Origin of the sequence: Actinomadura fibrosa, assembly GCF_900659615.1 — a bacterium.
GTDB lineage: Bacteria > Actinomycetota > Actinomycetes > Streptosporangiales > Streptosporangiaceae > Spirillospora > Spirillospora fibrosa.
The window spans coordinates 34,249-53,869 of the sequence record NZ_CAACUY010000010.1; the positions used below are offsets into that span (position 1 = coordinate 34,249).

The 19,621-nt window shown below is 69.0% G+C and carries 21 protein-coding genes; 12 read left to right on the forward strand and 9 right to left on the reverse strand.

Going from position 1 to position 19,621, the window contains the following annotated elements; all coding sequences use genetic code 11:
- Positions 1-213: 213 nt before the first annotated feature.
- Positions 214-483, reverse strand: coding sequence for an integrase core domain-containing protein (locus E1300_RS51325; RefSeq protein ID WP_207399511.1), 270 nt, complete (start codon positions 481-483; stop codon positions 214-216).
- A 430-nt stretch (positions 484-913) separates the two neighbouring features.
- Between E1300_RS51325 and E1300_RS06295 the strand changes: the two genes are divergently transcribed.
- The 5 genes from E1300_RS06295 (at position 914) to E1300_RS06315 (ending at position 5,453) form a co-directional block, all read left to right on the forward strand.
- On the forward strand, positions 914-1,408 hold the full coding sequence (locus E1300_RS06295) for a hypothetical protein (protein WP_131755928.1): 495 nt from the start codon (positions 914-916) through the stop codon (positions 1,406-1,408).
- Between the two features lie 427 nt (positions 1,409-1,835).
- Positions 1,836-2,165 carry a histone-like nucleoid-structuring protein Lsr2 gene (locus E1300_RS06300; RefSeq protein ID WP_131755929.1) on the forward strand — a complete coding sequence of 110 codons (330 nt, stop codon included), beginning with the start codon at positions 1,836-1,838 and terminating at the stop codon, positions 2,163-2,165.
- Between the two features lie 185 nt (positions 2,166-2,350).
- Entirely contained in the window at positions 2,351-2,674 is a 324-nt protein-coding gene (locus tag E1300_RS06305) for a hypothetical protein (protein ID WP_131755930.1), read from the forward strand.
- Between the two features lie 11 nt (positions 2,675-2,685).
- Positions 2,686-3,477, forward strand: a complete 792-nt coding sequence (locus tag E1300_RS06310; protein ID WP_131755931.1) for a pentapeptide repeat-containing protein — start codon at positions 2,686-2,688, stop codon at positions 3,475-3,477.
- Between the two features lie 875 nt (positions 3,478-4,352).
- Positions 4,353-5,453 (forward strand): hemopexin repeat-containing protein, encoded by a 1,101-nt coding sequence (locus E1300_RS06315; RefSeq protein ID WP_131755932.1) that lies wholly within the window; start codon positions 4,353-4,355, stop codon positions 5,451-5,453.
- On the opposite strand, the gene E1300_RS53840 is transcribed toward E1300_RS06315, so the two are convergent.
- Both E1300_RS53840 and E1300_RS06325 read right to left on the reverse strand, forming a co-directional pair.
- Positions 5,393-5,866 (reverse strand): helix-turn-helix domain-containing protein, encoded by a 474-nt coding sequence (locus tag E1300_RS53840; protein WP_370784471.1) that lies wholly within the window; start codon positions 5,864-5,866, stop codon positions 5,393-5,395. The two genes, E1300_RS06315 and E1300_RS53840, sit on opposite strands and share 61 nt — an antisense overlap.
- Before the next feature lie 233 nt (positions 5,867-6,099).
- A complete protein-coding gene (locus E1300_RS06325; protein ID WP_131755934.1) occupies positions 6,100-6,657 on the reverse strand; it encodes a TetR/AcrR family transcriptional regulator in 558 nt (185 codons plus the stop codon).
- Between the two features lie 79 nt (positions 6,658-6,736).
- Here E1300_RS06325 and E1300_RS06330 point away from each other — a divergent pair, with 79 nt between their 5' ends.
- From E1300_RS06330 to E1300_RS06345, 4 genes are all read left to right on the forward strand, one after another.
- Positions 6,737-7,315 carry a hypothetical protein gene (locus E1300_RS06330; RefSeq protein WP_131755935.1) on the forward strand — a complete coding sequence of 193 codons (579 nt, stop codon included), beginning with the start codon at positions 6,737-6,739 and terminating at the stop codon, positions 7,313-7,315.
- Positions 7,312-7,641 (forward strand): hypothetical protein, encoded by a 330-nt coding sequence (locus tag E1300_RS06335; protein ID WP_131755936.1) that lies wholly within the window; start codon positions 7,312-7,314, stop codon positions 7,639-7,641. Before E1300_RS06330 ends, E1300_RS06335 begins: the two co-directional genes overlap by 4 nt.
- Complete coding sequence (locus E1300_RS06340) at positions 7,638-8,435, forward strand: SDR family NAD(P)-dependent oxidoreductase (protein ID WP_131755937.1); 798 nt, start codon at positions 7,638-7,640, stop codon at positions 8,433-8,435. Before E1300_RS06335 ends, E1300_RS06340 begins: the two co-directional genes overlap by 4 nt.
- Positions 8,436-9,261: 826 nt before the next feature.
- Positions 9,262-10,038 carry a polysaccharide deacetylase family protein gene (locus E1300_RS06345; protein ID WP_131755938.1) on the forward strand — a complete coding sequence of 259 codons (777 nt, stop codon included), beginning with the start codon at positions 9,262-9,264 and terminating at the stop codon, positions 10,036-10,038.
- A 295-nt stretch (positions 10,039-10,333) separates the two neighbouring features.
- On the opposite strand, the gene E1300_RS51330 is transcribed toward E1300_RS06345, so the two are convergent.
- Complete coding sequence (locus E1300_RS51330; RefSeq protein ID WP_207399512.1) at positions 10,334-10,849, reverse strand: helix-turn-helix domain-containing protein; 516 nt, start codon at positions 10,847-10,849, stop codon at positions 10,334-10,336.
- A gap of 100 nt (positions 10,850-10,949) precedes the next feature.
- On the opposite strand from E1300_RS51330, the gene E1300_RS06355 reads away from it, so the two are divergent.
- Positions 10,950-11,786 carry a hypothetical protein gene (locus E1300_RS06355; protein WP_131755939.1) on the forward strand — a complete coding sequence of 279 codons (837 nt, stop codon included), beginning with the start codon at positions 10,950-10,952 and terminating at the stop codon, positions 11,784-11,786.
- 98 nt (positions 11,787-11,884) lie between these two features.
- Here E1300_RS06355 and E1300_RS06360 read toward each other — a convergent pair whose 3' ends face one another.
- The 5 genes from E1300_RS06360 to E1300_RS53845 all read right to left on the reverse strand — a co-directional run bounded on the left by E1300_RS06360 (position 11,885) and on the right by E1300_RS53845 (position 16,210).
- A complete protein-coding gene (locus E1300_RS06360; protein ID WP_131755940.1) occupies positions 11,885-12,838 on the reverse strand; it encodes an RNA polymerase sigma-70 factor in 954 nt (317 codons plus the stop codon).
- Positions 12,839-13,051: 213 nt separating this feature from the next.
- On the reverse strand, positions 13,052-13,690 hold the full coding sequence (locus tag E1300_RS06365; protein ID WP_131755941.1) for an alpha/beta fold hydrolase: 639 nt from the start codon (positions 13,688-13,690) through the stop codon (positions 13,052-13,054).
- 278 nt (positions 13,691-13,968) lie between these two features.
- Positions 13,969-14,727: an SDR family oxidoreductase gene (locus E1300_RS06370; RefSeq protein WP_131755942.1), complete on the reverse strand. Its 759-nt coding sequence runs from the start codon at positions 14,725-14,727 to the stop codon at positions 13,969-13,971.
- Between the two features lie 450 nt (positions 14,728-15,177).
- Positions 15,178-15,588 carry a hypothetical protein gene (locus E1300_RS06375; protein WP_131755943.1) on the reverse strand — a complete coding sequence of 137 codons (411 nt, stop codon included), beginning with the start codon at positions 15,586-15,588 and terminating at the stop codon, positions 15,178-15,180.
- A 451-nt stretch (positions 15,589-16,039) separates the two neighbouring features.
- Positions 16,040-16,210 (reverse strand): helix-turn-helix domain-containing protein, encoded by a 171-nt coding sequence (locus tag E1300_RS53845; protein ID WP_370784473.1) that lies wholly within the window; start codon positions 16,208-16,210, stop codon positions 16,040-16,042.
- Between the two features lie 865 nt (positions 16,211-17,075).
- Here E1300_RS53845 and E1300_RS06385 point away from each other — a divergent pair.
- Both E1300_RS06385 and E1300_RS06390 read left to right on the forward strand, forming a co-directional pair.
- The gene (locus E1300_RS06385) at positions 17,076-18,104 is read left to right on the forward strand and encodes a helix-turn-helix domain-containing protein (RefSeq protein ID WP_131755944.1); all 1,029 of its coding nucleotides are present in this window, start codon (positions 17,076-17,078) and stop codon (positions 18,102-18,104) included.
- A 309-nt stretch (positions 18,105-18,413) separates the two neighbouring features.
- Complete coding sequence (locus tag E1300_RS06390) at positions 18,414-18,845, forward strand: peptidase inhibitor family I36 protein (RefSeq protein ID WP_165502704.1); 432 nt, start codon at positions 18,414-18,416, stop codon at positions 18,843-18,845.
- Positions 18,846-19,621: the final 776 nt, after the last annotated feature.

Genomic DNA, 19,621 nt, shown 5'->3' on the forward strand with positions numbered 1-19,621 from the left:
GAGCAGACTCCGAAAACCGCGCTGGCCGTCACGGATGTAACTGCGTGACAGGAAACCCCAGGTCGGCTCGAGAACTGCGGGACGCCTGCCACGCCGACCGGGTCGAGCCGTCGAGCAGCACGTAGCGGGTACGTCGCCCCGCTCGACCGGCGCACACCCAGAGGCCGCGGTCGTGTGGCGCTCGGATACCGGATCACATGGCGTGACCTGTGGCTATGCGGCGTGGTGATACTCCCTGATCATGCCTGTGACGACGCGTTCTCGGCGGACGCGGCATAGGTCGACGGGCCCGCGAGCGTCCCAGGTCGGTTGCCTCTCGATGTCCGGTGGCTGCTGTTGCCGGGACTGGTGCGGCCGGTGGCGGTTGTAGTGGATCAGATACTCGCCGAGCACCATCACCAGGTGGTGTTCGCCGAGGAGCAGAGTCCGGTCCAGCAGTTCGCGGCGGAGGGTCCCGATGACGCGTTCGCAGATGGCGTTCACCCTGGATGCGTCTGTGCCTCCAGGTCGGGTTCTCCCGCGCCTCCCAACCATCAGCGTCTTGATCGAAACGCCGGTAGGCGGCCGTCCCGGTCGGCGCCGGTCAGTCTAAAACCACGTCCGGGCGACCAGGCGGCGGTGCCAGCGCAGGATCGTGGCCGGGGTAACCGGGATGTCCATCAGGACGATCAGGCCAGCGGTCGTCTCCGGAACCGACAACACGATCGGCTCGGCGTCCTGACGGACCCGGTAGCCGAGCTCCTGCCACTGGACGGGGTGCGTGCGTCGGTCGTATTAGCCTGCATGCGTGAGCTTCGGTTTATACGCACGGAAGGTATGCGATCCCACCCGGCCGTACCGTCGGCGCGTCGCAGATCTCCGATCCTGCGTGCAGTTGTATCGTCCTCTCGGGTTTCACGCGACCCTCAGCTACTTGGAGGAGATCGCGGGGCCGTTCCGACGCGATGAGCAGGCGCTGCTGCGCGCCCTCGAACTGCTCACGATCAGCCGCGAGCTGTGGAAGGCCGACGTCCGCGACTATGCCGCCCAGCGCCGACGACTGAAGCTTCGGGGTCAGCGAAGCCCTCGTCCCACCGATCCCAATCCCAGCCACTTCCCCGACCACTGGTATGGCGCTCGGCAAGAGGCGGCTCTGCACGCTCTGAAGTTTTGGTGCCGCAGACGCCTTCCCGACCTTCTCACTGAATCTGACCACGTCGCCGAAGACCTACACGCCTGTGTAGCCGCCTGCCTTGAGTCAGGTGGCTCGCTCACAGCCGCACAGCACCAGATCCTCACCGATTGCAAGACCGCCCTCCAGCAGCGCCTGCGGCCTGGCATCGCTCAGAATGATCCTCTGGCCTACCTCCGCACCCGCGATCTCCTGACGGTCACGGGCCTGCTAGAAACCGCCACTGCCTCCGCCTAGCCAGGTACCGGCCGGTCGTCACCGCCAAGACCACGATCTCCGACGGATCTGTTCAGTCGACAGAACGTACAGTCCCAGTCGGTGATGATGGGCCCGTAGCGCCCGGACGGGGGGCGAACGTTCGCTTCTTCCCCGGATCTTGCCAGCAGGAGCCGCTCAAGGAGGTTCGACCGCCGGAAACCCATACCGGTGCCAAGAATGCCGGTCATGTGCAGAATTCGCCGGTGTGCAGAGTCTGTCGATCCCTCACCTCATTGTCGTAGCCGTACCTGCCGGATGCCGAGAAACCGGCCAACCCCCATGCCGTGCTTGGTCAGCCATCTCAACCTGGGAGTCGCGATCGAGAGGAAAGAATGCGGGGGCTCTGCGCGATGACTCCGCTGATGTGAGACGATCTCAGGGAGAGCCTCGACGAAGGAGAAGTGTTATGGCCCAGAAGGTCGAAGTCCTGCTCGTGGACGACATCGACGGCGGAGAGGCTGACGAGACCATCAGCTTTTCCCTCGATGGCACCACCTACGAGATCGACCTCAGCAAGAAGAACGCCACCAAACTCCGCAAGGGCTTGGAGCCGTTCGTCGCCAGCGCGCGCAGGGCCCGCAAGGCCACCGGTCGCGCGGGCCGCGGCAATCGCACGACCAGCAGTCGCGAACGGTCCGCTGAGATCCGCGAATGGGCTAAGAGCAACGGCATCCAGGTCAACGAGCGAGGCCGGATCCCCGCGAACGTGATCGAGAAGTACGAGGCGTCCCACTAACAGGGCCGTATCGATCGAGGGGCGGGGCCGGATCCTGACCTCTCGCGTCACCTGCCCGCGAGAGCCATCCCGGCTCTCCCGGTCGTTGAACCGGCCCGACAGGAGTCGCCCCTCGCGACTGTCCGTACTAGGCCAAGGCAGAGCCAGAACAGCTGCGGAGCGTCCGTTCGGACGACCATAGGTTGGTGAACGAAGAACCGGTCAACGATCCGGTGTACCGGGCTTGGCAGTGGACGTGGCCACGGATAAGGCGTCATGCCATCGTGCCGCTGGTGGGATTGCTAGCCGCCTCGCTGAGCCTGCTCGCCTGCTCCGCTCTGGGCGTGCCACTCGGTGCGTGGTCGTGGACGGCGGGCACAGTGGCTCTGGCGGTGACAGGCGTCGCCTGGTATCAGCGGCCTGCCGCCAGGGCTGCGCGGCGGGACCTGGCCGCCGAGGTCGCGATGCTGCCCGTCAAGGACCGGGAGGAGCTCAGGTTCAGCGAACGCACGCCCGAACACAGACACTGACCGGCCTGGGAGTGCTGGCCGGAGTCGTCTTCACCGCCATCAGCCTGGCCTATACCGCCCGCACGCTGCGCGCCACCCAGCAAGCGCAGGTGACCGATCGCTACACCAGGGCCGTCGAACAGCTCGGCAACCACGACTCGCGCGATGCCCGGATCGGCGCGATCTACGCGCTGGGCCGGCTCGCCGAGGACTCCAAGCGCGACGAGCGCACCATCATCAACGTCCTCGGCACCTACGTCGCCGAGCACATCCGCGTCGATGCCCGCGCTCCCGCCCGAGGCGCCCGTCCCGTCCCGTCCAGCGACGTGCATGCCGCGCTGAGCGTGCTCGCCGGACTGCACAACCGGTTCTGGGGCACCGGCGTCCCCCTCGATCTGCACGGGCTCGACTTGACGCGCACCCTCGACCTCCTGCTCAACGCCGGAATCGATCTATCCCGCGCGGACTTGTCCGGCGCCTCTCTGCGCTCCTCGTGGTTGCCGCGTGCCGACCTCCATCAAGCCGACCTTTCCCGAACCGACATGACCTCGGCCAATCTTCAAGGAGCCGATCTGTCATCGGCGGACCTGTCGGGAGCCGACCTGAGGGGCACCTCCTTCGGCGCCGCCAACCTGTCCCGAGCCGATCTGCGGGACGCTGACATGACTGCTTTGCGGGACTCGCCGAGCGGCGGAAGCTATTCCAGTTATCCAACGAACCTGAAAGAGGCGAACCTCGCGGCCGCCGACCTACGTGGCGTCAAAGGCATCACCCCGCAGGAGATACGCGCAGCAGCCAAAGACACCCGGGGCACCAGATTCTGACGAGCGACCTCAAGTACCTACACCGGCCCTGCCAGACTGATCGCCCGCGTCCGGCCCCGCCAGCCCACGCCCTCTCCCACGGAGGCGGGCACGACCGAGACCGTTACGCATCCACCGCCCGAGGACCAGGCCCGGACCTGCGCGACCATCCTGCTGACAGCACCGCTTCCGCTCACGAGTCGCCGCCTGGCTGGTGGCCCTGGACAGTGGCCTTGGCGAGTGCATGACCGACGGAACGTGCGACCGGAACGACGACCCGCTCTGGCTGCTGTCGATCGTGACGTTCTTCGGAGTTGTTCACGGCTCCGACGACCTCGCGTCCTCGACGAGAGACATACCGTCGCGGGTTAGGCCGGTGAGCGGGAGCAGCTGCGGGCCCCGGGGGGTGTACCCGAGGCAATAGAACCGGGCGCAGATCGACGACGCCCACCGTGCCGCACAGCCGATCAGGCGATGTGAATCGCCCGAGTATCACCTTTGCCTTTGAGGTGGCGTGACATCTGATCTCGGTACGGCTGTCGGGGCGGTCGGCATTGCGCTGGACGTGTGGGGTGGTTGAGTAAGCAGGGGTGGTGCAGGGCCCGGCCGGTATCGGACACAGGGTCCAGAAAACGCCTGACGTATTCGTTGCCGACTCCGGCAGATTTCTTCTTCCGGCTGGAGAGGGTCTGCGGCGATCGCCGGCCCGGCGGCCGGGATGGTGGCGGCATCGCCGCCACGACAAGTCCGGCGGCGGCCGGCGCCGCGGTCGCCGGCGGCCCGGCCGCCCTGGACCGGCCCGTCACCGCGTTGCAGCGTGGGAGCCGACAGGCGGCAGCGCGGTACGGCGACCGGGCCGTACCGGACACCCCGCCCCGGCTCCCCGGGAGGATCCCGTGACGATCCAGGCCACCTTCAACCGCTCCCAGCTCAAGTGGGACACCTACATGTTCCTGGGCGACCAGTACCTGCTCTACAGCCTGACCGACAACTCCGTCAGCCTGGGCCCGCGGGCCATCGCCACCGGCTGGCCGGGGCTGAGCGACACCCAGTTCGGCGGCGCCATCGACGCCGCGGTCCCCTTCTCGTTCCGCTTCGACCCGATGTCGGTCACACTGCCGCCCGAGAAGGACTACATGTACATCTTCCGCGGCGACCAGTACGTGCGCTACAACTTCTCCGACGACAAGATCATCTACGGTCCGCTCGACATCGCCCAGTGGTGGCCGGGCATGAAGGACGCCGGGTTCGACCGCGACATCGACGCCGCCTTCCTGGACCACCGCGACGTCCCCTTCGGGACGGTGGACACCTACGTCTTCTTCAAGGGCGACAAGTACCTCCTCTACGACGGCCTGGCCGACCGGGTGTCCGACGGCCCCCGCCGCATCGCCGACGGCTGGCCCGGGCTGGCCGACGCCGAAATGGACCGCGACCTGGACGCGGTGGTGTACTACATCCAGCCCGCCCAGGTACTGGCCGGGCCGAACCACCGGTACTGCTACTTCGTCAAGGGCGACAAGGTCCTGCACTTCGACATGGAGGACTGGAAGCCGCTGACCGGCGCCGTCCCCATCAGCGACTTCTGGTACGGGCTGAAGGGCACCCCGTTCGCCTCGGCCGCCCCCGCGCCGCCGTTCCAGCCGGTCAAGGCCCACGCCGACTTCAAGATCACCTTCGTCAACGCCGGCGAGGCCGACCCCGAGCCCTACGGCTCGATCAGCTTCGACCTCAAGGACGGCGGCCACTTCAGGATCTGGACCCAGCAGAACCAGGGCGGCTCCATCCCCACCCGCTGGAACGCCGCCCCCTCGATGAACCTGCCCTTCACCGCAGCCGACATCGCCCAGGTCGGGTTCTGGGTCGACGAATACGACCCGATCGGCTCCGACGACATCCTCGCCCACGGCACCAAGGACTTCACCGGCAACGGCTCCTACACCGTCACCGGCGACGGCAGCGTCACCGTCGAGGTCACCATCACCTCGTCCACCTGACCCGTCCGGCCCCGACCATCTGCACCAAGACCGTCCTGGGTGCGGCACCCCACTGGCTGCCGCACCCACGGACGTCCCCTCTGAAAGCCGCTGCTCTGCTCAGGCGACCAGCGCTGGTCCAGGCATTGCTGGACCAGCGCCCGCAGCTCGGGCCGGGAAGCCGGCTTGGCTTGCTTGGGGCGCCGCGCTCGCAGCTGAGCCGCAGCATCAGCCTCACACGCCCGATAGGCCGCTCGGGCGCCGTTACGACGGATCTCCCGCGAGATGGTCGATGCTGGCCGCTCCAGCAGTCGGCCGATCGCCCGAGCTGACGGACCAGCCGCGATCCCACGCGAGATCTCTTCGCGCTCGACCGCGTTCAGATGACGGCAGGACCGGCGCCGCGTCGGCACCCGCAAGCCGCCTGCCTGCATCAAGAACCGGCGCACATGCTGCGGCTCGGGTCGAAAGCCCCGAGCGACTCACCATCCCCCCAGCGCCGCCACAGCTCGTCCTGCCGCTCAAGAGAGAACCCGTAGTCCCGGATTATCGGTGGTGCATTGATCACTTGAGTCCAGGACGAGCTCGACAGTCCGTCCGGAGCGAGGGGTTGCCGCCGTTCGCCGTTTCGTTGCGGGCCTGCATGGCGCGGCGAGATGGCTTGCGGTCAGGTTCGGGTCGGCGCGGTGGTGAGGTTGTGGACGAGAAGGTCGATCACGGCTCGTTTGCCGGCGTCGTCGCGGCGGTGGGTGAGGAGGCCTTCGATGACGAAGGTGCCGATCGCGGTCATGGCGGGGAGGTCGGCTTCGGCGGCGCCGGCCTTGCGGAGGTCGTCGGCGACCAGAGTGTCGGCGAGTTCGTGGAAGCCGGTGTGCCATGCGTGGACGGCGGGTGAGGCCGCGGCACGGGTGTGGACGGTGTTGACGAGGCCGTGCAGCCGTTCGAGCCGGTCGAGGGCCCAGAGGAGCCGGTCGCCCAGCGGCCGGTCGGCGATGGTGGCGTACTGGGCGAGGGCTTCGGCCAGCAGGCGGTCCAGGACGGCGATGAGCAGGTCGTCCTTGTCGCGGAAGTACCAGTAGATCGTGTTGACGGTGACGCCGGCGTTCTTGGCGATCTGGCCCATGGACGCCGACTCGTAGCCGTCGTCGATGAACAGCCGCTGGGCGGCGGCGAGGATCTCCTCGCGTTTCTCCTCGCGGTCCTGGGGGCGTCGGTTCCGGGGCACCCCCACATCCTATCTTGAACGGCCCTCAAGAAGGCGCTAGGTTTCTTGAGGGCCATTCAAGACATGAGGTGGGACCACCATGGAGACCGACCACGCGGCTGCCGAGTTGCTCGGGCTGGACACGACCGGGCTGCTGGCGTTCTTCGCCACGCTGCCCGCCCCGTCCATCGAGGAGATGGACGGGGAGTACACCGCCCTGCTGCTGGCCCAGCCCGGCGTGTTCGCCTCGGTGACCGGGCGCGCGACGGTGTCCAATCCGCTCGCGCCGTGGCTGTGCAAGGCGTTCCGGCCGGTCGACGGCCGGAACGGGCGCGGCTACAACACCTTCCGCCAGTTCGGCCGCGTCCGGCGGCGCTATGCGATGCACACGCTCATCGCGCCGTCGCGCTATGACGGCCGTCCCGCCTACACGCTCGTCTACCGCGCCTACGCCTCGATGTGCGGGGCGATCAACATGGTCGACGAGGTCCGCCGCGCGGCGCCCGGCGTCTACCTGGGCATCGGGACGTGGGGATTCACCGCGCGTCAGCGCCGCGTCCCGCTGCCCTTCCTGCTCACCGGCCCCGTCGGCGCCTACCGCGGTGACATCGGCGCAGCCCGCCGCGGCTTCACCCCGGGCCCGCGTGAACTGCCCGGCGCGAAGGAAGCCGCCCAGTGAGGAGGTGGCTGCTGTACGGCGCCAACGGCTATACCGGTGAGCTGATCGCCCGGGAGACCCGCAAGAGAGGCCTGCAACCGGTCCTCGCCAGCCGGAACCTCGCGGCGGTCAAGCCGCTGGCCTGTGTGCGCACCCGCACTCACTACCTCGACATCACTGGCGAGATGGACGTCTTCGCCTACGCCCGCCAGATCGACGGCCTAGCCCCCCGTGCTGGCGCGCACATGCCCGCGACCCTGTCCGGCGCCGACCTCATCACCCGGCTCCCCGGCAGCAGCCCCCTCACCATCAGCACCCCCCACGCAACCGAAGGAACCCACCAGTGACCACCCCCCGCACCGCGCTCATCACCGGCGCCTCCGCCGGCATCGGCGCCACGTTCGCCCGCCACCTCGCCGCCCGCGGCTACCAGCTCCTGCTGGTCGCCCGCCGCACCGACCGCCTCCAGCAGCTGGCCGCGGAGCTGACCCGGCAGCACAGTGGGCGGCGCTATGAGGTGTTCGGCGCCGACCTCACCGACCCCGCCGCCCCCAAGGCGATCATGGACTACGCGAACGCCCAGGGCCTGGACATCGACGTCCTCATCAACAACGCCGGACTGTCGGGCAAGACCGCGTTCGCCGACACCCCCTGGGACACCCTGGCCGGGGAGATCCAGCTGATGGTGACCGCCCAGACCGAACTCGCCCACCTGGTCATCCCCGGCATGAAGAAGCGCCGCTGGGGACGCATCGTCAACCTGTCCTCGGTCGCCGCATTCGCACCACCCGCAGCCAGCCTGCTCTACACCGGCATCAAGTCCTACGTCCTCAACACCTCACAAGCCCTCGACATGGAACTCAAACCGCACGGCATCCACGTCACCGCCCTGTGCCCCGGCTTTACTCACACCGAATTCCACGACGTCATGGGCACCCGCGACAAGGCCAACCACCTCCCCCGCATCCTGTGGCAGCAACCCGAAGCCGTCGTGGCCGAAGGCTGGAAAGCCGTCCAGAACGGCAAACCCGTGTGCGTCCCCGGCCTCGTCAACAAGATCTCCGCCGCCGCCATGACACCCCTGCCCGTCCGCCTGGGCTACCTCGCAGGACGCACCCTCAACCCCTTCAAGAACAGCTGAACCCTCACCTCCGTGCACCGGCCACCGGCCCGACCTACCGCAAAGCCCGACCACACCCCGAAGCCCATCGGGAACTTGTCAGACACCCCGGCGAGGCGAGCGGCGACCGGGCGGCATCGGACGGCGGGGACGCGGCAGACGCCGTCCGCTCCACCGCTGGATCCGTGAACAAGACCAGATTTCGTGCCCTCGCTTCCCGGCGACCCCGGCGGATCCAGTAGCAGGCACTATGACTGATCTTCATCCCGGTCGGGCTGGTCGGCGACGCGGAGCGCGCGGAAGCCGGTGGCGCCGAGGTCGGGCCGACGGAAAGACTTGGGCAGGCATCGGCGCCAGTTCACACCGCCGGGCGGCCAGCATCCGCCAGCCGACGACCACCACGAGGGCGGCAAGCCGAGCCGCACCACGCGTTCGGGCAGCAGCCGGTTGAAGGCCGTACGGCGAACGCGGCCATCGCGCCAGCGCCGCCGACGACAGCGGCGACGCGCCAACGCACCTGCCGGGCACGGATGCGCGGCGGGCGGCTGTGGTCGAGGAGAGACCCACCAGCAGGGAGGCCGGTATCGCCTCGGACAACGGCAGGCCCGCTCCATAGACCAAGGCGAGGACGGCAAACATCGATCCGCCCGCACTCAGGAGGCCGAGCAGGCCGCCACCGCCGCGGGAAGGCGAGGACGCGCCGCACCGCGGGCGCGCTCCGCTCGGCATACGATCTCCGATCGGCAGGTAAGGCGATATCCGGCGACGTACTCGGGATTGTCCGCCAACACACGTGGTGTTCAGGTCGTCTCATGAATCAAGGACCGCGACAGAAGGGGAGACCGCGATGGACCGCCGCCAGGCACTCACCGTGCTCGCCGCCGCGGCGGCGGGCGTGACCGCCGGAGCGGGCCCCGCGTTCCTGCATTCGGGACGGCACGGCTCGGCGCAGGCTCACCCGCGGCGGACACCGGTCCCACCGCCCGACCCCGGCTACGCGCCCGCGGCGAGGATGAAGGCCGTGACCAGTCCCGTCCGCACCCTGCACGACCTCACTCCGGCGGCGCCCGCGAACGCCGTGGCGCTGACCATCGACGATGGGCCCCACCCGTACTGGACGCCCAAGATCCTCGACGTGCTCGCCGAGTTCGAGGTGCGCGCGACCTTCCACGTGATCGGCGAGCAGGTGCCGGGAAACGCCCGGCTCGTCCAGCGGATCGTCACCGCCGGCCACCAGATCGCCGACCACACCCTCACCCACCCGATCAACCTGCCCGCGCTGCCCGCCGCACGCATCCAGCAGGAGATCGCCGAGACCCACGACCGGATCGCCCAGGCGTGCTCGGTCGCCCCGCGCTTCTTCCGCTCCCCCGGCGGCGCCTGGTCGCCGCAGGTCCTGGAGATCGCCGCCGCCCACCAGATGATCTGCGTGGGCTGGGGGGTGGACCCCCGCGACTGGGCCCGTCCCGGCATCCCGCACATCACCGGGAGCCTTGAGCAGGCCAAGGCCGGCGACATTCTGCTATGCCACGACGGCGGCGGCGACCGCTCCCAGACCGTCGCCGCGCTCCGCACCGCCATCCCCGCCCTCAAGCAGCGCGGCCTCACCTTCGTCGCCCTCTGACATCAAGCACCGCGCCGTACCGCGACAGGGCACGGCTCACAATTCCCAGCCGCACGCCCTTACCTTCTCGCCGAGATCACTGCGGACGAGCGACTACGCCCCAGCGACCGCTCGCTGGGGCCAGAGGGCATCGTTCACCCAACGTGAGCCGGGATAGTTCGCCTTCTGCTGGTCGTTGCTGGACACGGCACCGCACAGCTCGGCATGTCAGATGCCACGCGCACCGGGCAGGACATTCGTCCGGCTCAGCTCTCGTCGATGCCGCCGTGGGCGCGGGTCGTCCTGCGTCTTCCCGCTAGAGATCTTTGATCGTGCAGATCAAAGCGGCCAGCGACACCCGCGCCGAGCCACGCGCGGTCACCTTCACGATCGGCGTGCGGCCGCGCCGTCCCCGCAGGTAACACACCCCGCCGACGGTGTAACCGACCCCGAACTCGGACGTGATCAGCTCGGTGATCCGGGCCAGCGTCCAGCCCTGGTCGTCGTCCCAGCCGTGTACGGCGGCGCCGGCCTCCAGCAACGCCTGCAACCGGGTCAGCTGCCAATCGTCCAGGCGGCAGCGGGCACCGGCGGCGCCCTCGGACAACAACGCCTCGCGGCCGCCGGCGGCCAGCGCCCGCCGCCACCGGTTGGCCGACACCACCGTCACCCGGAAGTACCGCGCCACCTGCGCATCGATGGCGCCGTCCTCGATCATGTCCGCAGCCCGCAACCGCACCACCTCACGCCGCGACCGCTCCGTGGCGTCCAAACCACCACCATCGGGATACCGCATACCGCCGACCAAGCCTTCCGAGCAGCCGGCGTCCATTCCCCGGCAAGATAACCCCCGCCTCCAAAGATCTCTAGTAGGCGGGGATGGCCGCTGCTCCGGCGTGGTTTTGCCTGTCGTGGACGTCTAATCTGGCCTGATGGCAGCCTTTCCGGGATTCGGCGTGCTGCTGGCACGTCTACTCGACCACCGGCGGATGGCCATCGGTTCGCTGGCCCAGACCGCTGGTGTTTCCGAGTTCGAGCTGCGGAGCGTCCTCAGTGGCCGTCAACCCGGTCCTGCGATGCTTAAGGCGCTGGCTCCAGCGTTGAATCTGCATGCGGCGGATCTCTTCGCGGTCGCCGGCCTGGCGGTTCCGGACGAGCTTGCCCCGGTGGACGCATCGGCTAGCCGGTACGTCGAGGATCTGGTGACGGACGCGATCTGCCTTCCGCAGGACCAACGCTCCCAGCTTCACCGGCTGATTCGAAGCCTGCCCCAAGAGCCGCGCAAGAGTCCCTTCAAGGCCTCCAGGGTGTTCGACCCGCACGAGGCGGGGTTTGGCGCGATGGTCGGGAACATGCTGTACGCCAACCGGAACCTGGGCCCGGCGGGAGCAGCCAAGGTGCTTGCGTGTACCTCGAATGGCCGCATGTACGTAGCCGCTTCCACGATTTTGCGCATCGCCTCGGGCAAGAGTGAGTTGACCTCGGACCGGCTGGCCAACATGGCCACCCTGCTGGATTTCCCCGTTAGCGATCTCGCCGCGATCACCGGTATCGTAGTGCCCGACGAATCTGTTCGCGAGGATCCAGCAGCCGCCGACGTGGCGGCGCTGATCTGGGAGGCGCGGCGCTTGACCACCGAGCAGATGCGCGTTGTCTGCGATCAGGCCGACGCCATGCGGTTGCAGATACCAGACGACGCCATCGACCGGAAGTTCTTTCGGGCGAACCCTTACAGAACCACATTGAGGAGCCGTCTTCGATCCTCATGACCGAGCGAGGTGTGGTGCGGGTGATGGTGGCGAGGGGTGCCGCCCGGACCGGCCGTCCGCACGTTCGTCCCCACTTCACCCGGTCGCCCGAGCGGCGGTCAGGCGGCGGAGACCGCGGCGATCTTGGCGGGGTTCATCATCCACAGGACCCGGCCGATGCCGCGCTCGGAGGCATCGACGGTCAGGACGGTGAAGACCTCGCCGCCGCGGCGCAGCAGCGCGGCCGCCTGCCCGTTGAGGGTGGCCCATTCGACGTCGACGCCGTCCCAGAACCGATCCGCGAACGCCGTGACGTACTTGGCGACCCGGATCGCGCCCACCACGGGGAAGCGGGACGCCCGGGCCGCGCCGCCGCCGTCGGAGTAGCTGACCGCGTCCGCGGCGAGGAGGTCCTCCAGGGCGGCGAGGTCGCCGGCGCGGGCGGCGGCGACGAAGGCGGTCAGCAGCCTGCGCTGCTCGGCCCCGGTCACCGGCGCCCGCCGCTCGGACCGCAGGTGCTTGCGGGCCCGGCTGACGAGCTGCCGCGCCGCCGCCTCGCCGACCTGCACGATCGCGGCGATCTGCGGGTACGGATAGTCGAACGCCTCCCGCAGCACGTAGGCGGCGCGCTCGGTCGGCGACAGCCGCTCCAGCAGCATCAGCACCGCGAGGTCGAGCGCCTCGCCCCGTTCGGCGCCGAGGTACGGGTCGGCGCCGGTGTCGACGGGTTCGGGCAGCCAGGGGCCGACGTAGGTCTCCCGCCGGACCCGGGCGGACCGCAGGACGTTGATCGCCAGCCGCGTGGCCGCCGTCGCCAGGAACGCCGCGGGGTCGGCCACGGCGGCGCGGTCGCAGGCCTGCCAGCGCAGCCAGACCTCCTGCACCAGGTCCTCGGCCTCGGCGGCGCTGCCCAGCATCCGGTACGCGATACCGAACAGGCGCGGCCGCACCTCGGCGAAGACCGCGGCGGCACGGTCGAGATCGTCCGACGGCACGGCGCCCGGACCGCTCCGTGCGCCCGGACCGTGCGCCGCGCCCGGACCGTGCGCCGCCTGCGAGTCGTCCGCCACCATGATCGCCCTCGTTCCGGATCGCGGGCCGGTCCGGTCGCACCCGCCCTCGCACAGCTCAGACAAGCGAGGCCGGGGTCCTGTGACAACCGGCGCCGATGACCTCGTGGACGCGGTCGAAGGAACGCCGAGCCGTCACAGGTCCTACCCGGATCCGGCGGACGCATCGCGCGGCTGCGGGAATCCGCGACGCCCGCGCGACGCGTCCGCCACGCCTCACCCAGATCGGCCGTCCACGGCGTCGAGGATGGCGGCCGCCACGGCGCCGAACTGCGAGGCGCCGGTGACCTCCCGGGTCCCGCGGGAGGAGGCCCGCTCGTCCATGAACCGGATCGCCTCGGCCGGGATGTTGCGGTCGTCGCCGCCGAACACGAACCAGGAAGGCCTGGTGTGCCACCCCGGCCCGCTCACATCGAGCGCGTCGAGGTCGGCGCAGAACTGGTGGTGGTACTTCTCCTCGTCGATCCGGAACTCGACGCCGCCGGACGCGACCGGGTAGGCGACAAGTGCGCTGGCCAGGATACTGCCCTCGAACTCGCCGGACAGTTGCAGGGCGCTCTCGCCGGCCTCGGGGGCGAAGGCGCCGACGTAGACCAGCGAGCGGACGGCCGGGTCGCCGACCACCGCAGTGATCACCGTGCCGCCGTAGGAGTGGCCGGCGAGGACCACAAGACGGCCGATCCCGGCGACGACGTCGCGCACGTGCGCGGCGTCGCCCGCCAGGTCGCGCAGCGGGTTGGCCACGGCGAGGGCGCAGAGCCCGTGGCCGTTCAGACGCCGGGTGACGCGGTCCCATCTCGCCGATCCGGTGAACGCTCCATGGACCAGGACGACGACTGGCTTCCCGGTGGCCACGTGTTGTCCGCTCCGGTGCTCAGTGCGGCCCGGAGGACCGCGATGGCCTGGATGGTCGCGGCCCGGGAGTCCTGGGTGCCGCGGATGCCGACGCGGCGGCGCGCCGGGGCCTCCGGGCGGGCACTCGATGACCACGGTCATCGCGTGCGCACCGGCCGGAACGAAGGGCGGCTCGATCTGAGCACGGTCTGCCACGCGGTCAACCGGGGCTCCGGCGCGGCGGCGGACTCAGAACCGGACATCGACGAACCTCCTCGACGCGTCAGTGCGGACGGCGGTCACTTGACGGGGTTCGCGGCCAGCCAGTCGGCGTAGGTGATCTCGCCGAGGGTCGCGGCACCCTCGTCGGGGACGAGGTCGCGCTCGCGCATCTCGGCGCCGAAGTAGTGCGCGTGCGGGTCGGTGACCACCTCGCGCGGATCGCCCCACGCCGCCAGCGCCCTGCGGAAGAACTCGTCCATCCGGGACACCTCGGGGCCGGCGATCTGGATCCGGCCGTTCAGCGGCGCGCCCGCCGCGGTCCTGGCGATCGTCCGGGACACCTCCTCGCCGGCGATCGGCTGGAAGAGCACCGGCGGCATCGGGACGGTGTCGCCGCCGGCGGCGGCCTCGTCGGCGATCCTGCGCCCGAACTCGAAGAACTGCGTCGCGTGCACCAGCGAGAACGGGATCGGCGACTCCTCGATCAGCCTCTCCTGCGCGAGCTTCGCCCGGAAGTAGCCGATGTCGGGCCGCCGGTCGGTGTTCACGATCGTCAGCGCGACGTGGTGGCCCACGCCCGCCTTCCGCTCCGCCGCCAGCAGGTTGCCGGTCGAGGTCGTGAAGAAGTGCAGCACCGCCTCGTCCTCGAAGGACGGGGAGTTGGACACGTCGACCACCACGGACGCGCCCTCCAGCACCTCGGCCAGCCCCTCGCCGGTGAGGGTGTCGACGCCGGTGTTCGGCGCCGCCGGCACCGCCTCGTGCCCGTGCCGCCGGAGCTCTTGCACGGCCTTCGAGCCGATCAGGCCGGTGCCGCCGATGACCACGATCTTCATGAGAGTCCCTCCGGTTCGCCGGGCCGTCGGTCACCGCCCGGTCGCCAGCTAAGACAGGGCACCCGTCCGGGCTGTGACGGCTCCGGCGAAAGAATCCGGGACGCGGTCGGGTCCGGCGCAGCCCGTCACAAACGCGGGCGCGGCCCTGTCTTCGCGGCATGGCGCGAAAACGGGAGCAAGCCGTGCCGCCAGCAGGTGCCGGGTGCCGGATCCGGGTGACCGCGCGCGATCGACGAGCCGCACCGCGCCTCGAGCCAGCTCGAACCCGCTGTTCGACCTCGCGAAGCACACGGCTGCCCACTCAGAGGATCCCGTCCTCCAGGCACAGTCGCTTGGCCTTGCGGCACAGCTCGACAGCGCGTCATCGAAACCCGGTGGAGGACATGGCCAACGGCGCGGCCCTCCTAAAGCGGACACGGTGCACCGGGCAGGTACGCCTCAGCCCCGGCTTCAGTGGTGGGGGGTGTCGGATAGGCGGCCGGTGAGGCGATCCTCGGCCTGGCCCCAGATCAGCCGCCGATCGAACCGCTCGGCCGTCCAGGCTGTGGTGAAGAGCGCCCCGGCGTCACGGAAGTCCCGGACGACCCGCCGGTGGGCAGGAGAGCGAACAAAACGCTGGAGATCGGCCGGCTCGCACCACACCGACACCGAGATCTGGCGCCGCACGTCGGCCGCGGCGGCGAACCACAGGCCGAGCGCTCCGTCCATTTCCGGCCAGCCGTGCCGCAGCCGCATTCCGGCCATCGCCACACGCGGGACGTCGCGGACCCGATGCACAAAGTAATCGTTCATGCTGACATGCACCGGGCCAGCGATGTCCTGTCCGTTCCCGTCTTTCCAGAGCCGCACGAATAACGTCATAAGGTCGACCGTACGATATTGAGCCAGATACAAGTGTATTGGTCAGGTGGACGGGGCACGGCGGTAAAGGTCGGTCGTCGCGGCGTTCCAGCGGGCGAGCTGCTCGGGGCCGAAGAACGGCTCGGGCGACTGGCGGCTGATCGCCGGTTCGAAGGACACGCAGGCCAGGTTGAACACCCCGCGTGGATCGCGGCCCAGTCCCAGTCAGCGTCGGCGCGCGAACGCCCGTAGCGATCGAGCGGGGCCAGCCAGTCGGCGCGCGCGATCTGGACCAGCGCGTCGAAGATCCTCACCGCGTCCCAATCCCCCTCGGCGAGGGCTCGCGCAAGGTACCGCAGCGCGACCGTGTTGCCACGGATCCAGCTCGTCACCGTATCGCCCACCAAGCCCCAAGCCGCCTCGTTCGCGCCGTCCCGGACGGGGTCACGGAAGGTCTCCACGGCGCCGGCGATCACGTAGGCCTTGACCGCCTCGCGCAGCCGGGCCTTGGTCCGAAGTGATGCTGGACGAGACCCGGCGACAGTCCGGCGGCGGCCGCCACGTCGCGGATCGACGTCACCGCGACGCCTTGGCGGCGAACCCTGCAACGCCACGTTCCGGATACGCGCGTAGGTGTTCGGATCCGATGGCTGAGCGGGCGACTGCGAGTTGTTCACGCTTGCAGAGCCGACCACAGCCACCTCCTCGCTCCGGACGCGCGCCGCGCACGCCGGCCCGGTGGGTGACGCTGGCCGGTCCGACGCTCGGCGTCCGGAGCAGCGGGGAGACATCGGCGTCCCGGTGGTGCCATACCGGGTCCGCCACGCTGGCTCTCGGCGTACAGCCTCGGCATGCGTTCAGCCCTGCCGGCGCACGACACGGTACCGCGCGGGCGTCACGCCAACTCCCGTGTGTCTAGAAACCACTCAGAGTGCGCCGGACGGGATGCGTGGAGCCTTCGCGGTGGCAAATCAGCCCGACAGGTCCTGTGCTCGCGCCTTCTCGTCGAGCAGGGTCGCCACGGTGTGGCGCAGGACGTGCGGGTGCACCGCCTCGGCGCGTACGCGCACCCTAACCACCACCAAGGGGTTAACCAGAGGAATCAACCACCACCACGAGATGCGGTGTTCGCAGCGATGGAGGTAATCGTGAAGGTGACTCGTCGACGGGCGCAGGGGCCAGCGGAGGAGCGGCTGGCGGGTGTTCTGGGGAGGATGCTGCCCGGCGCGGTGTCGTGAAGTGATCGGGTTCGCTGTCTTCGGCAGTGGCGTCTAGCAGCCCTCCTTGGCTGGGCTCAGCCGCATGACGCTCAGGCCTCCGGGTTGGGCGAGCCGTAGAGGATCGATGGAGGGCATCTCACCGTCTCCATCCCGCCCCCCGACTCACTCACGCGGTGCTCTTCGTAGCCGACGCATGTCCGGGTTGGGTCACGGGGTGCACTGCGCCGCCACCTCTGGCGTCGACTGTCTGCACGGTCGCGTGCATCTGGGCATTCGCGGGGAGATGCCATGCTGATCTGTACCGATGACTTTCCACCGGCCGAACGTTCCGATCGCTTTCGCGAGGCGTTGCTAGGGGTAGAGGTCCCAGTCATTGTCACCGCCGACGAGCCGGCTGGTTTCGCGGCCACATGGGCGTGTTCGGAGCTGGGCGACCTATCGGTGGCGTCGGTCTGTTCCCAGGCACCGTACCGGTTCTTCCGAGGGCGGCGACTGATCAGCCGGTCGAATCCGGAGGCCTACCGGCTCGTCCTCAACGTACGCGGACGAAGCGGCGTATGCCATCGTGACCACGACGTAGGGCTGGGACCCGGTGATCTCGCGCTCTACGAGACCTCCTCTCCCTTCCAGGGCTGGCGCGGAACTCCCACGGACCCGAACGACTGGATCATGGCGACCTTCGACCGCAGGCTTCTCCCGACGCCCGCACGCTACGCCCAGCCGCTCCTAGGGCAACGGCTTCCCGGGCAGGAGGGAATCGGAGCGCTGGTCGGCACGGTACTGCGCCAGGTGGCCGCGAGTGCGGACCGCTACCAGCCCGACGACGGCCATCACCTGTCGAACGCCCTCCTGGATCTGCTGGCGGTCCTGCTGCACCACCACGGGGAACCGGCTGGGACGGCCTTGACCGGTGCGCACGAGCGGACCCTCCTCCCCCGGATGCGCGCGTTCGCTCTGGACCGGCTCGGTGATCCCGAGCTCTCACCGGAGATGATCGCGGCCGCCCACCACATCTCGCTGCGCCAGGTGCACCGGCTCTTCCACGCCCACGGCCTGACGGTGGCCGGCTGGATCCGCGAGCGCCGCCTCGAACGCTGCCGCCGGGACCTCGGCGACCCCGCCCTGGATGGCCGCCCTATCCAGATGATCGCCAGCCGCTGGGGATTCACCGACAAGTCTCACTTCAGCAAGGTCTTCCGAGCTGCTTTCGAGGTCAGTCCCCATGCCTACCGCCAGGAACAGCACCGCCGCCTCCTCGGCACGGATCCGGGCGCTGAAACTCAACTGCCCGGCGCTGATGACCAACAACACCGGTGACGCATCAGCGCATCGTGAAGGTACGGCGCAACCATCAAGGCGCCGTTCCGGTTCTGGGTCGTACGCACCGGCTCCTGCGTCAATACCAGTGCGTTAGCGGCTGACCGGTGCCGGGCTGAGTCGAGGGCTTGCGGGGGTGACTGCAATGCCGCATATGGAGCCATCCGCAACACCGTGCATGCAAACCGCGAGCCGTTCCGGCGGATGGTGCGGAGGGTCGATATCGGGCGTCGATCAACAGAAAGGCGCGCTTGGCCGAGCAGCCGACCTGACCGGCACTCCGCTACCGCTCCGAGAGGAAGGAGTGCGATGAGACGAATCATCGTGATGGCCGCCGCCGCGGTGAGTGTGCTGGCGCTATCGGCTGCGCCCGCGGCGGCATCGGCGGTCCCCCAGCCGACGGTGGTGCGGACTTCGACCACGGTCGCGAACGAGCTGAGGGTGCTCACCCCGGAGCGGGTCGCCGCCGCCTGGGACTGCCAGGCGGGTTACTCCTGCTACTACACCGGCCTCAACGGCACCGGCTATCGGTGGAGAGCACCGGGCTGCGGCTGGTGGTACCTGGACGGGACACTTCTCCAGAACAACCTGTACTCGATCGACAACAGGGGAAGCGGCAGGGTCGACGTGTACAACCGGATCGGTGCCAATTCGTATGAACTGAAGGGCTGGGTCTATCCCGGCCAGCAGGGGAACTTCCACCAGAACATCGGCGCCGACGTAGTGGACATCTACTGCTGAGTCTCGCGCCCTGACCAGGATCCTCAACCGCGAGATCGTCGTTCGCGGGTGGCGAGGTCCTCCAGTCAATCCCGGCCACTGTGATGGTGTGCTGTTGCTTCATGTTGGAGCACAGGCACGAGTCGGCGGCCACGACGCATCGGAGATGAGCAATGGTGAAGGAAAAGCAAAGGGTCACGGGAAGGAAACGCGGAATTCTCGGTCTGGCAGTGCTCGCATTGAGTGCCGGTGCAACGGTCCTGACCTCCGCGAGCCCCGCTCAAGCCGCCGATCCGCAGTGCCACACCCGGCTCTACACCTACCATGGAGGTGGCTTTTGCTCCGGGTCGGGGACGAGCCCGCACTATGTAGGCGGGGTCCAATGCACCGACGGCCGTTGGTACTACGGCCCCTTGCGTGACATGGGTGACGAAAGAGGCTCGTACGGGTATTGCCCGTCCGGCTCCTACGCCAACCGTGCCATGGCGACCAGCGTCTAGGCCGGCGGGCAGCGCTCGTGCCACGGATGCGGGAGCCGGTCCCTCAGAAGAAGATGATCGCTGACCAGCTCCAGCCGGCGCGTCGACCGACCGCGCGAGGGCGCCACTCCAGCCCAGAACCGGGTAGGTGGGATCTGCGGCGGTTGGTACTAGGGCGTGTCTCGAAGCCGGGTGTGTGACGGTGTGTCGTGACACTAGACAGCGAGGTCTCCGATAGAGGGTTCGACGACCAAAAAGAACCAGGAACACCGGAGACCTCGTGGCCACCCTGCGGTGACGCGGCGCTTTGAGGCAGCG